Below are 12,928 nucleotides of genomic sequence, written 5' to 3' on the forward strand. Positions count from 1 at the left end.
CTAGCTGCCGTGAGGCTGCCCGCGCTGGTTGCTTGGCGATCGTTCTGCTGGCTAGGGAAGGCCCCCAGCCAGCAGAACGAGCACTCACTCGACGCCCGGACAGGCCCTAAGCAGCCCGGCGTCGGCCTGGGCTGCGATCCCAGCGCAGGGCAAAGGATTTGATGGACTCGGCCGTAAACACTGGCCCCGCACCGATACGCCCGATGGGACGGGGGAAGTCCGGATGACTGCCGTCTAGTTGGGCCACCCTCTGCCGCGACACTTCTAGTGTTTCGGCGGCTTCCTGGTATCCCATCAGTTCCTGCCCCCTTGGGTGATCGCGTTCAGCATTGGCATGCTCCCCGGTGACCACGCGTAGATCCGTCAGGACGGGAACCGCACCGAGCGCGGCCTCTAGGGCCCGGTAAGCCACCTCGAGAGCCACCTGTGTGGCAGCCATCAGGTCAGGTGCCGTCAGCCTCCACATCAAGAGGAGCTGTCGACGCTCCTCCTCGAAGCAGATGCCGCCGGGGATTCGCCGGTGTAGTTCCTCGTATTGCCCTTCATCCAGGGCGTCGACGGCATCAGCGGTGACCGATGCCCTCCACTCCTGTTCCATGTCCTTCTCCTTTCCTTTGCCTGAGGGGTGGTTCATGTGGTGTCTGTGGATGGGCAGGAGGGCGGGGGCCCGGCCTTCTGGCCCCCGCTACCGCCTGGCTAGTCCCTCGGTGGGAAGACCAGCCCCGCGCCGTTCAGCAGCTTGATCAGGTCCTGCCATTCACCGAAACTCTCCGGCGTTCGGTAGTACGTGATCGTGGTGCCGCCCCGGGAAAACATCCACATACCGCTGCCGGTCTGCCGGCTCTTGAAACCTTGAGCGTCAAGAGCCGCGAGGAGCGCGCCCATCCGGTCCATCATTCCGATTCCACCCCCAACCCTTTCCAATGTCAAGAGATATTGGGGCGCACCGTACCTGCAGCCCTTGCATTCAGCAAGGTTTGCAGGTCAGGGTGCCAAACCCCCGCCGATAGCACCCGCCCCCTGTCCGCTGAGAGGCACCCTTCCGGGAAGTGACCACCCGACGTACGCGTGGATTCAACGCGTGACGCGACGGTTGGTTCGGGTCGTCCACCATGCCCTGCGCATCGTCGTCCGGGGCCTTCGCGAGCTCGGGCCAGTACAGAAGCGGCGTAGCCGAGCCAAGCGTGCCGGGACAGACGTCCGCGTGCGCCGAGCGCGATCTCCTCATCACGGCCGCGCGTACGCCGCCCTCCGGGATGAGGCTGTCGTCGCCGAGGGAACTCGCCATGCCAACAGCGTGGAGCTGGTAGGAGCCCATCTCCAAGACCTGCAGGCGCAGAACGAACACCACGAAGATCCCTGGCCCGCCTCCCTCGACGAGTTCCGCGAGATCCTCATTCTGCTCATCAGCCAGCTCGAAGGCGCCCTGTGGGCCGCCCAGCGGCTGGTCTCAAGGTCGTTGAGGACGGCGAGGACAGGACCCCAGCACATGCCGACGGTGTCGCGGTCGGGTGTGACGCCTCGTTCTTGTTGTTGGCGCAGGTGGACGAAGTTTCGGTAGTCGCGGACGATCTTCATGAAGTCATGGGCATCCATCTGGGTCCAGCCGCGGGAACGAGCGGTGTCGAGCAGCAGGGAGAAGCTGGTTCGTTCGGGAGGCGCACGCTTTCTTCTTCACATGCCTCCGCGATATTTCTGGCCCACAGCCACTGCCTACGGCACCAGGGAGTGAAACGGGCTCGCTCTCGATACGTAGGAAAGCGCGCCCTCTGCTGCTGTCAGGGCGTAGTCCCGGGTCAGTGGCAGTTCTGGATCGAGAGGACCAAAAGGCTGACCACGCCGCTGCCACTCCGTACGAGGCGGAGGCATGCGGGAAGTACTAGGTTCGAAGGCCCGGGGGCTGGGGGCAGCCCTGCATGTTCTCCTCCACGGTCCAACGCCACGCGTGATGCGCGCCGCTGACGGGCCAGATCGTGGCCGCCGGCTGTTGCCCTCTGCGGGGCTTTCTCCGCGGAGGCGGGGGCTGGGGCGGACGGAGCTTGAGGTGCTCGGCAAAGTCCTTTAAGGAAGGCAGGCCGCGGGCGCCAAGCGGGTCGGCGAACAGCGCTCTGTCGCGCTCGCCGGTGGCGAGGAGATGGGTGAACGCCGCTGCGCGCAGGAGGGGTTGGGCCCAGGGGGGCACGGGGTGGGTGGTGCAGCCTTGGCGCACGTTGTGGCGGTCGTGGAGGGTCAGGGTCGTGCCGTCGAGGGCGAGGTCCAGGACACGGGCGGTGTCCAGCTGGCTCGTGGAGGCCGCAGTGACGACGGCTGCTGCCAGGTGAGCGGCGAGGTAGGGGTGGGCGGTACGGCCCAGGCGGCGTGCGACCCGTGTGGCGATACGGGTGGGCAGTGCGGGAGGGCGGAAGCCGCGCTCGGCCGCAGTCGGTGCGGTGCACGCGCAGACGGGGCTGGATTCATACGAGGTCAGCGTGGTCAGGGCCGGCAGGTTGATCCACTCTGTGGTGTCCGCAGCGGCCTGCCGTGGCCGCGGCGCGTGCGGTGGGTCCTGGTCGTCCTGGCTCAGGACGGCGTCCGCGTCGGCCATGTCGTAGCCGGTGCGTGCCAGGGCCCGTTCAAGGACGGCGGGCAGCTGGGGCTGGTGGCAGACCAGGTAGAGACGCACGCCGGTACGGACGCGCAGGGCGAGCAGGTCGTTAAGGCCGCGGGCGGACAGAAGGTGGGCGCGCAGCACGGTCAGGCGGGTGACAGGGAGCGCCAGGAGCCAGGCCGCCGCGAGGGTCCAGACGGGGGCGGAGTCGGTGGCGCGGTAGCCGGTGACGGGGGTGGTCTTGCCGAGGGCGTCGAGGAGGTTGTGGGCGAGAGCGAGCGTGGAATCGGTGCCGGGGGTGGGGTGCACGGTGACGTGGCTGGCTGCCGGATGGTGCATGGCCAGGGCGGCGCGAGTGTGGGCGACGTCGTCGCCGGGGTCGAAGACCACCACCAGGGGTGGCGGGTGGGGGCAGGTGAGCACGGTCAGGCGCTCCGGCGCGGGCGGAGTTTGCTCCAGTCCCAGCGCGGCAGGTCCCCGCCGACATTCAGGCGTCTCTGGCGCATGCCGACGTTGAGGTAGTGGGTGGTCTTCGCCCAGGTGCGGAAGTTTCCGTGGGCGGCTTCCTGGTCGCACACGGCGATCAGGTCCGGGCCGATGCCGTTCAACGTGGGATGCAAGGCATCGCCTCCGAGACTCGTCGAGGGCCGCGTGGAGCATACGGTCGTATTTGAGCGCCGGTGGACGGCCCGGCAGCCCGAGGCGTGGAACAGCTCATGGCGCAAGTTCCGGTGTGGAGGGGCGGGCGGGGAAGAGGGGTGCGTGGCGGTCATGCGAGGCGGCTGAAGGCCCAGCGCAGCAGTTCCCGGTCCGCCCGGGGACGGCCGGTGCGGGCGAGTGCGGTACGGGTGTGGGCGGTCAGCTGGGCCCAGGCGCGGAAGTTGCCGTGTGCGGCGTGCTGGTCGGCGAAGGTGATGTCGTCGGGGTCGGTGTCGGCCCAGATCGGATGGAACAGGGGGATGGCCTCGAGGACCTCGCCGGGGGTGAGGCGGGTGAAGTGCTGCCAGATGAAGACGCGGGAGGAGAGCATCGGTTCGCGGCGCAGCACGGTGTGGCAGCCCTCCCCGCCGACGAAGATGATCGCGAGCTGGGTTGAGGGTTCGTCCCACAGGTAGCGGAAGTATTCGAACGCCTCCCCGTTGAGCCATTGGGCCTCGTCCACGAGGAAGGTGCGGGGGCGTTCGGCCAGGGCGGTCTTGAGCAGGCGGTCGAACTCGCTGGGGTGGCGCGGTGGTTCACCGGCCAGGTCGAGTGCGGTGAACAGTTCGTAGCGCACCGCGCGGGCGGTGGGACGGGCCCGGAAGGTGATCTTGCGGACGTCCTCGTGCTCGAGTTCGCGCAGACAGATGTTGACGGCGAGGGTTTTGCCGAAGCCGGCGCCTCCGTGGATGCACATCATGGCGCGGGCGTCGACGGTGTCGGTGATGTTGTCCCGGGCGGTGAGCAGGGCGCGGGTGGTGACCACGGACGCATCGGGCAGGTCGACGTACTGGTAGCCGGCCGCAGTCACGAGGCGTCTCCGTCTTTGTCGGTGGGGGGACGTGGGATTCGTGCGTCTGGGCGGTCCGGGGCTGTGGCGGTCACGTCACGGCCGGACGGGCGCGGGGCGGGCGTGGTCAGCGCGGCCAGGGAGGCTGGGGTGCGCCAGTCGGCCGGAGGTGCGGTGGGCGGGATAGCGTCTGGCAGCGCGAGCTGCGACGGTCCGATGCCGGCACTTTGGGCGAGTTCGGCCTCGGCCTGCGCGGTGGTCAGCGCGCCCAGCAACTGGGGTGCGGCGGGCTGGTTCACCGCGGCGTAGCGCTCGCGCTGGACAGCCTCCAGCTCCTTCTTCAGGCGGCGGGAGCGGGCCGCCCGCGCCCGCCGTACGGCACGGACCTGTTCGTCGGTTGCCTGGTCGGCCAGGTCCGCCGGCCCCAGGTAGCGGCCGGTGGCCGCGTGGTAGACCTCGATCCGGTGGTCGTGGTGGGGCATGAAACGGATACGGACCTGGATCCCGGCCTGGCCGGTCATCCACGCACCCACGTAGTCGCGTTTTCGGAAGCGGATGCCGCGGGTGGTCAGCGTGCGGGTGCCGGCGTCCTCCAGGGTGAACGTCCACAGATCCGCCGCGGGCACGTCCCGCAGCGGGGTGGGATCGTCCTGCCACGCCTCAAGCGGGGTCCTGCCCCGCAACGGCGCGGGCTGATGTTCGGTGTTCCACCAGAGCGCCCAATCCAGCAGCCGGGCGGTGAACTCCTCGAAGCCCAGCAGCACTTCGTCCTTCGGGCGGGAAGGGCGTTTGCCGGGGCGCGGCTGGCGGGCGTAGCCGGGCAGCGCGGCCAGGAACATGCCCTCCGCCGCCCGGTTCAGGCCCTCCACGGTGCCCTTGAGGTGAGGGGTGTAGGCGGGCAGGTCCTCCACCGTCACATCCAGCAGATCGAACGCGGCGGTCACCGTCCTGGACAAAAAGTCCTTGCCGCGGTCCACCCGTACCTTCTCGGGCAGGCCGCCGAACGGACCGTAAGGGTCCTCGCGCAGGACCGCGGAGCGCAGCGCGGAAAGCACCGACTCCCGCGAGGGATGCCCCGGCGTGACCGCGACCCCGGTGATCGCGTTCGTCGCGCAGTCGGTGAACCACGTGATCCACGGCCTACGCGCCTTACCGTCGACGTCGACCAGCACCGCCGCCTGCAGGTGGTCGGTCTCCCACACCTGGTTGCGCCAGCCCCGCGGCCGGGCCAGGAACACATCATGCTTGCGCGCCGCCCGCTCGCCACCGGCGAGCCCGGCCCGCTCCCCCGGCGTCAGATCACGCCGGATCGCCCGGTGCAGCGTCGTCAGCGACGGTGCACCGGCAGGCGGAGACTCCCGGGCCGCGCGCAGGACCAGCTCGCGATGGACCGCCCGCACGTTGCCCTTCCACAGCGCCAACAGGCCACGGACCTCGGGCGTGATCGTGAACCTTGTACTGCTCTGGGCCCGGGCCCCCGGTTCGTCGGCTGCAGCTTCATCGCGGCCGGCTGCGGCCAGCCATCGCCACACGGTGCGCTCCGATACCCCCAGCGCGTCTGCAGCCACGCGGACATGACCGGCCGTCAGCCCTTTCCCCGCCCGCAGGGCGAGCAGCCGCCGCACCGCAGGACCCCGCAGCGCGCTACGCGACGCCGCCGGAAGCCCGCCCTGCACGGCGCCAACCGCACCACCGTCTTCCATCTCCCCCTCCTGTCCGCACATCCGCTCAAGCCGGAGGGCTCAGACGCCGGAACAGACGACGCAGCAGCGCCCGGTCCGCCGTCGCATCCGGCACGGTCAGCAGCGCGTTCTGCAGATGCGTCGTCAAGGCAGCCCACGTGCGGAAGACGCCGTGCGTGCAGGACTGGTCGATCCACGCCACCTCCCCGCCAGCGACGCTGGCCCACAGCGGATGAAAGGCAGACACCGTCGCAGCCACCTCGCCCGGAGCAAGGCGTCCCACCTCCTGCCACGCACAGACCCGCGACGCCAGCTGCGGCACACGCCCCACCGCGCGCTCGCTGCCCGCCCCGCACAGCACCAGCGCCATCCGGGCCTGCGGGTGGTCCCACAACGACTGCAGATACTCCAGACACGGCACCGGCAACCGCTGCGCCTCATCCACCACCAGCACCCGAGCCTCGTCCAAGGCGCCGACGATCCGCTCATCGGCCTCCGCCGAACGGTGAGGAAACCGGCCCGGCAACACCAGAGCTTCGAACACCGCCCGCCGCAGTTCCGACACCGACGGACGCACCGGCACCCGCACCCACGACACGCCCCAGCCCACCGGCGGATCCGACAGCGCCATCCGCAGCGCCACCGTCTTGCCCCGTCCCGCATCCCCGAACACACACGCCGCGCCGGCGGCCGCCATCGCCTGCCCCACCGCCTCGGCCACCGCACGCACCGACGCCGTGCGCACCACCTGAGCCCCCACCGGCAGCACCACGCCCGGCGCCTCCGCCACCAACGCGGCCCCCCGCGCTGCGGGCGTCAGCTCAACCGGACCAGCCACGGCAGAAGCAGACGGCGTGCCGGTGCCGACACCCGCGACGGCGAGGTCTGCCAGAGCCTGCCGGGTCTCCCGCTCAGCCCGCGCCCGGCGTACCACGGCACGGTCCGGCAACACCCGCCCCGCAGCCAGCTCACGCTGAACCGCCCGGTACACCGACGCCAGCGACACCCCCGCATCCCCGTTCCCGCACTCCTCCAAATGCCGGTACAGCACCGACACAGTGCCACCCGCCTGCGCCAGCACCTCCCACGCCTGCCCCGACAACTCAAACCGGGCACGCCTGCGACGCTCCACACGGCCCTCACTGCGCGCCACCTCCACCCACCGCCACACCGTCCGCGGATGCACCCCCGCCAACCGCGCCCCCGCCCGCACATGCGCCGACGTCACACCACCTGCCGCATCAAGCTCCAGCAACCGCCCCACCAACACCGGCCGCGACACCGACGACGCCAGCCCCTCAAGCTCCCACTCCCCCACCCGGCCCTCCCCGGCACCCGCCCGACAGAAGGACCACCATGAACCCGCCCGCCCCGCAAAAAGATCAGAAGCACCATTCCCGTGACAGCGAGGCGAGACGGGGTGTACCGCCCCACGACAGCGGCACCAGCAACAGACACCACCCCACGTCAGAGACCCCGCCCCGACCTCAACACCCCACCAGCACAAACACCCCCACCTGACACCCCATCACTGACACCCACCCACTGACACCAAACCGGCACATCGCACTCAGGGCGCACGACGCCGACACGATCGAGGCACTTGCCGACCCTCGCGTCCGCAGCGGCCGGCCCCAGCGTCCGGAGGACGCGGGAACCGTCGACGGCGAGGACCAGGAGCAGGAGCGCGAGGACGGGGATGCTGGGGCGGTGGGGATCGGTCAGTCGGCCGCCGGGCTGCTGCGGTTCTCCGAACCGCGGGATCCGGCGCTGCTGGCGCAGTTCGTGCAGCTACGGGTGATCGACCCGGAGAACACCTACTGGCGGCGCGGCATCGCCGCCGCCAGCCGGTGGCGGCGTGAGATGGGCAGCCAGCAACTGCGGGTCCCCTACGACTACGTCACCCCGGAGGACTGGGCGGGCAGCGGTTCCTTCCCGCTGGGGGTGTGGCTGGCCGACCAGCGCAAGTACTACAACACCGGCACCCTCGAGGCCGCGCGCGTACAGCAACTCGACGTGCTGGGCATGGTGTGGTCCCACCACGACGTCGCCTTCGAGGAAGGCCTCGCGGTGGCGCGGGCGTGGGCGGCCGCGCATGAGGGGCTGTTCCTGCCGCCGGCGAACGCGGTCGGCGAGGGCGGCTTCCCGATCGGGACCTGGGCGAAGAACATGCGGGCCGCGGCCCGGCGGACGCTGCACAACGCCGAACGCCGCGCGGGCGGAGAGACGGGCGTTTCCAGCGTCGGAGAGTTGTCAGAAAGCCGTCTGGAGGCGCTCGAGGCGATCGACCCGGGCTGGTGCCCGCTCGGGTGGGACATCGCCTGGCAAAGGTGCTTCCGCCTCGCCCGCACCCACGTGGCGGCCGGCGGCAGCCTGCCGACGAGTCCGGGCAGTGTCGTCGTCCAGGGCGAAGACCTCGGAACATGGACCAGCGCGCAGCGACTGGGCTGGGACAATCTCCTGCCCGCCCAGCAATGGCTCCTGGAAAACACCCTCGGACTCGAGCCCGCCGCGCCCGAGGAGCGGCCCGCACAGCGCACCCAGGACGACAAATGGGCCTTGAACATCGCCGCCGCCCGGCAGTTCCACGCCCGCGAAGGCCACCTCACCGTCCCCAGAAAACACATCGAACAACTGGACGATGGCGCAGAGGCCAAGCTCGGGCTGTGGGTCGCAAACGCCCGCCGCCGCGCCGACAAACTCACCGAACAGCGCCGCGCCGACCTCAACGCTCTCGGCATGCGCTGGTAGCCGTCCCGCCGTACGGGTTTCCGAGATGCGCGCAAAACATCTCGCCTCTTGCGCCCCATAACCCATGTGCAAGGTCGTCGAAGGCCCGGTCCCGTCCCGGGCCTTCCGCCATGTCTCCCGACGTTCTGCCCCCGCGCCCGCTGTCCGTGGTACGGCCGACGGCACGAGGGGTGAAGGAGAACCGATGGCCTGAGCCGCAGTCAGCTCGGAAGGGAGCAGGGGCAATGCCTGATGGAATCTGTGCCGCGCTGGCTTCAGCGTCTCGTCCAGATATACCGCCTGGCGAGGGCTGGGCCGACCGCGCGGCTTCCCTACGCGGACGACACCACGACAGGTGTCCGTCACTCGCCCACCCTCCCCTCGCGGAGAGCCGCGTGAAGATTTCGTCGTACCTAGCGGTTCCCGGTGTCAGCGTCGGCAGCATGGCTGTCGGCCTCCCGGGTCCGATCGTGGCCTAGTGCGTCCTGTTGGCCTTCGCCCTCGCGCATCCTGTCCGGCCTGACCGACCGTAACGGATGCAGCGCAACGACGCCTTCAGGAAGATGATCCTCAGCGCCGTGCCCGGGCTGCCGGAGGGTGAGCGGGCTGCTGTTCTGTGCGAACTGGTCCGCACGCCCAACACGAGCGGGGGCGTGCCGCCTCCCGCCGATCCTGCGGCGACTGGTCCGACATAGTCCTCATGACCGCTATGTGCAGCCGGACTTGCCGGGCCGGACTGCCTTCGGCATGCGTGTAGCAGACGGTCCGGGGCGTCTGCGGCCCAGGGAGCCCGCAGCATGAACCTCGGTGTGCTTCCGGTGCATTGCTGCTGCTCAGTGCGGCATTGCAATGTCCGGCAGCAGCATTTGAGCCCCATACCGTGCGGGCTCAACTTTTTCGCCTCGTCCGAAAGTTTTTTGCTCGCTCGTGTGATGTTCCCACTTTCAGCCCGCATAGAAGCCAACGAGCGCGTACAACCAGATTCCTGTCTCTCGCGCGCGCGAGTTGAAACTGTCGACTCGAAGGGGCAGCTCCAGACGGGGAGTGTTGCATGACGAACGAGATATCAGCCGCCGAGGTCCTGGACGACATCCTTCCGGAACCGCGTACGGCGCGCATCGCGCGTGACATCGCGGTGGTGGAAGAGCTGGCCGCATACGGCTTCGAGGGCCCGGTCTACAAGACGTTCGAGGACCGGCTGTGCCGCGAGGCCTGGCCGGCCCTGCGCGGCATGCTGCGCACGGGCCTGCTCATCCAGCTGTCCGTGAAGTGGTTCACCGACCACCAGGTCACCTTCTTTGTACCGCCCGATCACAAGGACCTGCTGCGCACCAGCGGCCTGGAACGGGACGAGCTGCTCGTCGAGATCGTGCTGCCGGCGCTGCGGAAGTTTCGCCTCAAGGCGCTGATGGGCGGCGGGTGGAACCCCGAGTATCGGGGGCCGAAGGGTCCCGGGTGCCTGACGTCGTACTTCATCGGGCTGTGCATCCTGGAGTTCCGTCGCGCCTACCTGAAGTGGGCCAGGCAGCGGGCGCGGCTGGCGGAGCAGGAGGCCGCCCTTCTTGACCCGGAGGCGTTCTTCCGTCTGCGTCCCGCTCTGCCGCACCTCGCGGAGCCCGAGGTCGTGCTGTTCACGGGGCCGTTCATGGAGTTGCTCGACAGTCAGCCGGCCGAGACGCAGGCCGTGGTGCGCCTGACGTTCGAGGGCTACGCGGACAGCGAGATCGCCGAGAAGCTCAGGTCGACGGTCGGCGCCGTGCGCAATCGCCGGTCGCGCTTGCGCACGGTCCTGTACCAGGCGGCCCGCGAACGCCGGATCTGGATCCCGGCGCAGCTGCACGTCGACGGCGACCGCACTACCCAGCGGAGTGCCGCGTGAACACGCATGACGTGATGTTCCTGATGCTCACCGTGCTGTTCCTGGTGCTGGGCTCGGCTCTCGTGGGTGTCATCGGCTTCGGCCTCGCCCGGTGGACCGGCGCCTCGGTGCCGGACGCCGTCAGCCGTGCCGTCCTCGCCTTCGCAGGCGCGTTGACGATCGGCGTGGCCCTCCTCGGCGTGCTGATCACTGCGATCAAGTAGCGCAACAGCTTTGCGGCCGAGCGTCACAGGCGCCCGGCATTACGACATAACCCATGCGTCGACGGAGGCCCGGGCTCTGGCCCGGGCCTCCGCGGGTTGCAGGGCTAAGGCGGTGGTGGTGTATCGGGCCACGTCCCGCGCTGCGCGGGCCGTGGCCTGCCTGGCGCTTTCTCGGAACCGGGGGTCCGATCCCCGCCGACCAGCGGACTTGCGCCGCTAACCCGCATCCCCAGCACAGCGCCCGCCAAAGACCTCGCCGTGCTGCTGCCCTGACGCACCACCAGGTGCACCCTCTCCCGCCCACCCGCGCCCGCCGCCTCGCCTCCCGGAGCCCAGCCGATGACGACACCTCGTATCCCCGACGTTCTCACCATGACCGCAGCCGGCCTGACGGCGCTGAGTAACGCCCCCACGTGGGTCGCGCTCATCATCGCGCTCCCGCCCGTGCTCACGGTCATGGCTCGGATCTTCAACGAGGTGCTCGCCAGCATCTCCCGCTTCCACACGGCCTCGATGCGACGCCGGCAGGAAGACAGACTCCTGAGCGAAGTCACCGACATCGGCACCGGACTTGGCTACCTCGAGCGAGTCCAGAGAGAGATTCCGCTCCTCGCCCCGTCTCCGGCCGTCGAATCGGCTCCGGCCTCTCCACCTACCGCCGAGCCGCCACCCGGTACACCGCCATGACCACCGCAGGCCGGCTCCTACTGGTGGTCCCCGCCCTCACCAACCTCGTACACCAATGGCGTGGCTGGCTGAAGGCCTCCCTATGCGGTGCTGGCGGAGGGCGGCCAGTCGGACTGCCGGTCCAGCACGGTGTCACCAGGGATCGCCTGTGCTGTGGGCGGCATGGTGAGCAGGATAGGTGCTCTATCCGCCATGGCCATGTGTCCCCGCACGACGACGGTTTCTCGGAAGATCGTCTCCAGCTCCGTGGCGGCTCTCGGCTGCACCGCCGCCTCCCCGCTGATCACACCTCGCAAGAACCAGCGCGGGCCGTCCGCACCGACGAAGCGCACGACCTGCCAACCACCGCGGCCGTCCGGGAGTTGTATGGGCACCTTGGCCCTCAACTCCCGGCCTAGCGGTCCCTCGACTTCGTCGGCGGTGCCGCCCTGGGCGCGCACGTCAGTTGCGATTTCGGCACGCACTTCACCCCAGATACCCTCGGACTTCGGCGCCGAGAAGGCCTGCAACTGGAGCGCGCTGTAGTGCAGTTTCACGGTCACAGCGACGAAGTCTTCGCCTGCCCTCACGGCCAGCAGCTCTGCGCGCGCGTCCCATGGCACAAGGAGCCCGCCGAAGTCGACTCGGCCGTTGTTGGGTTCCTCGACCTCGCTCACGTCCCGCGGCCCAGCTGGTGAGGCATTGGACGGGATCCTTTCGGCCTCGCCTAAGGGTGCGCGTTCGGACAGGGGTGCCTGCTTCTTCCGTGCCGGCTTCCCCTTGTACTGGGCGTCGTACTGCTGCAACAACGGCCCGGGGTCGATATCGACCGCGCGCGCGAGTGTGCGGATGTGACCGCGCGCATAGACGTCGCCGCCACAGGGGGTGAAGTCGTCCGTCTCGATCGCGTGCACGATGGACAGGCGTACCCGGGTGGCGCGGCTGACGTCCTCGACGGTGAGTCCGGCGCTCATGCGCGACTGGCGGAGGATATCGCCGATGGACAGCTCCGGCGACGGTACGTCGACGAGGGTCCACCGCCGTTTGACGCGGATGCGCTTAATGTAGTCGGGCAGGACCGTCATGGCATCGACGTGCGCTTGCTGCAGCATGGAGGCGTTCAGGCCGCCTGCTCTGTCAAGGTTCGCACCGGCGAGGCGGGCGCCCCGCAGTTTGGCTGCGTGGAGCTCGGCACCACGTAGGTCGGCCAGTTCCAGATCGGCCAGGTTCAACACGGTGCCGCGCAGCACTGCTCCGGCCAGTGGCGCCGAGGAAAGGTTGCCGCCGGTCAGGTCGGTGCCGGACAGGTCGATTGTCGTGTTCATGCGAGCGGGATGCTCTCGGATCGCCTGGAGTGCTGCTTGATCGGCGGGAGTGAGATCGAGGTTCTGGTAGGCGGGCCGGGTGCGGCGTAGGTACGCGCACAGGATGCTCACGATCTCCGGCGTCGTGTGCGGCTGTTCATGCATCGTCGCGGCCAGGTCTCGCACCGCGACCAACTGCTCCAGGTCGTCGTGGGCGCGAAGGCGACGAGCTTGAGCGGCGACCAGCAACTCGATGGGCCGGTCAACTGGTGTTGCGTCGTTGGCAACGCCCTGACCAATAGGGTCGACGGCGGGAGGTACTCCTTCCACAAGGCCTTGGTCGTCCAGGCCAGAGGACGTGGCGCTGCTGGGGGCTGTCAGGTTCCTT

12 protein-coding genes are annotated in these 12,928 nt (G+C 69.3%); 4 read left to right on the plus strand and 8 right to left on the minus strand.

What is annotated here, in order from left to right; all coding sequences use genetic code 11:
* Positions 1-106: 106 nt before the first annotated feature.
* From ACYF6T_RS43360 to ACYF6T_RS43390, 7 genes are all read right to left on the minus strand, one after another.
* The gene (locus ACYF6T_RS43360) at positions 107-598 is read right to left on the minus strand and encodes a hypothetical protein (protein ID WP_461703490.1); all 492 of its coding nucleotides are present in this window, start codon (positions 596-598) and stop codon (positions 107-109) included.
* Between the two features lie 98 nt (positions 599-696).
* Positions 697-885 (minus strand): hypothetical protein, encoded by a 189-nt coding sequence (locus ACYF6T_RS43365; protein ID WP_461703491.1) that lies wholly within the window; start codon positions 883-885, stop codon positions 697-699.
* A 994-nt stretch (positions 886-1,879) separates the two neighbouring features.
* On the minus strand, positions 1,880-3,010 hold the full coding sequence (locus tag ACYF6T_RS43370) for a hypothetical protein (protein WP_461703492.1): 1,131 nt from the start codon (positions 3,008-3,010) through the stop codon (positions 1,880-1,882).
* Between the two features lie 2 nt (positions 3,011-3,012).
* Entirely contained in the window at positions 3,013-3,207 is a 195-nt protein-coding gene (locus tag ACYF6T_RS43375) for a hypothetical protein (RefSeq protein WP_461703493.1), read from the minus strand.
* Positions 3,208-3,356: 149 nt separating this feature from the next.
* Positions 3,357-4,097, minus strand: coding sequence for an AAA family ATPase (locus tag ACYF6T_RS43380; RefSeq protein ID WP_461703494.1), 741 nt, complete (start codon positions 4,095-4,097; stop codon positions 3,357-3,359).
* Entirely contained in the window at positions 4,094-5,701 is a 1,608-nt protein-coding gene (locus ACYF6T_RS43385) for a Mu transposase C-terminal domain-containing protein (RefSeq protein WP_461703501.1), read from the minus strand. Before ACYF6T_RS43385 ends, ACYF6T_RS43380 begins: the two co-directional genes overlap by 4 nt.
* Before the next feature lie 103 nt (positions 5,702-5,804).
* The gene (locus tag ACYF6T_RS43390) at positions 5,805-7,076 is read right to left on the minus strand and encodes an AAA family ATPase (protein WP_461703495.1); all 1,272 of its coding nucleotides are present in this window, start codon (positions 7,074-7,076) and stop codon (positions 5,805-5,807) included.
* A 392-nt stretch (positions 7,077-7,468) separates the two neighbouring features.
* Here ACYF6T_RS43390 and ACYF6T_RS43395 point away from each other — a divergent pair, with 392 nt between their 5' ends.
* From ACYF6T_RS43395 to ACYF6T_RS43410, 4 genes are all read left to right on the plus strand, one after another.
* A complete protein-coding gene (locus tag ACYF6T_RS43395; protein WP_461703496.1) occupies positions 7,469-8,509 on the plus strand; it encodes a helicase associated domain-containing protein in 1,041 nt (346 codons plus the stop codon).
* A 1,030-nt stretch (positions 8,510-9,539) separates the two neighbouring features.
* Complete coding sequence (locus ACYF6T_RS43400) at positions 9,540-10,367, plus strand: RNA polymerase sigma factor (protein ID WP_461703497.1); 828 nt, start codon at positions 9,540-9,542, stop codon at positions 10,365-10,367.
* The gene (locus ACYF6T_RS43405; RefSeq protein ID WP_461703498.1) at positions 10,364-10,570 is read left to right on the plus strand and encodes a hypothetical protein; all 207 of its coding nucleotides are present in this window, start codon (positions 10,364-10,366) and stop codon (positions 10,568-10,570) included. Before ACYF6T_RS43400 ends, ACYF6T_RS43405 begins: the two co-directional genes overlap by 4 nt.
* Positions 10,571-10,942: 372 nt before the next feature.
* Complete coding sequence (locus ACYF6T_RS43410; RefSeq protein ID WP_461703499.1) at positions 10,943-11,257, plus strand: hypothetical protein; 315 nt, start codon at positions 10,943-10,945, stop codon at positions 11,255-11,257.
* A gap of 80 nt (positions 11,258-11,337) precedes the next feature.
* On the opposite strand, the gene ACYF6T_RS43415 is transcribed toward ACYF6T_RS43410, so the two are convergent.
* Positions 11,338-12,928: DUF3710 domain-containing protein (locus tag ACYF6T_RS43415; protein ID WP_461703500.1), on the minus strand; the 1,591-nt coding region annotated here is incomplete at its 5' end.

This window comes from Streptomyces sp. 7R007 (assembly GCF_054850255.1).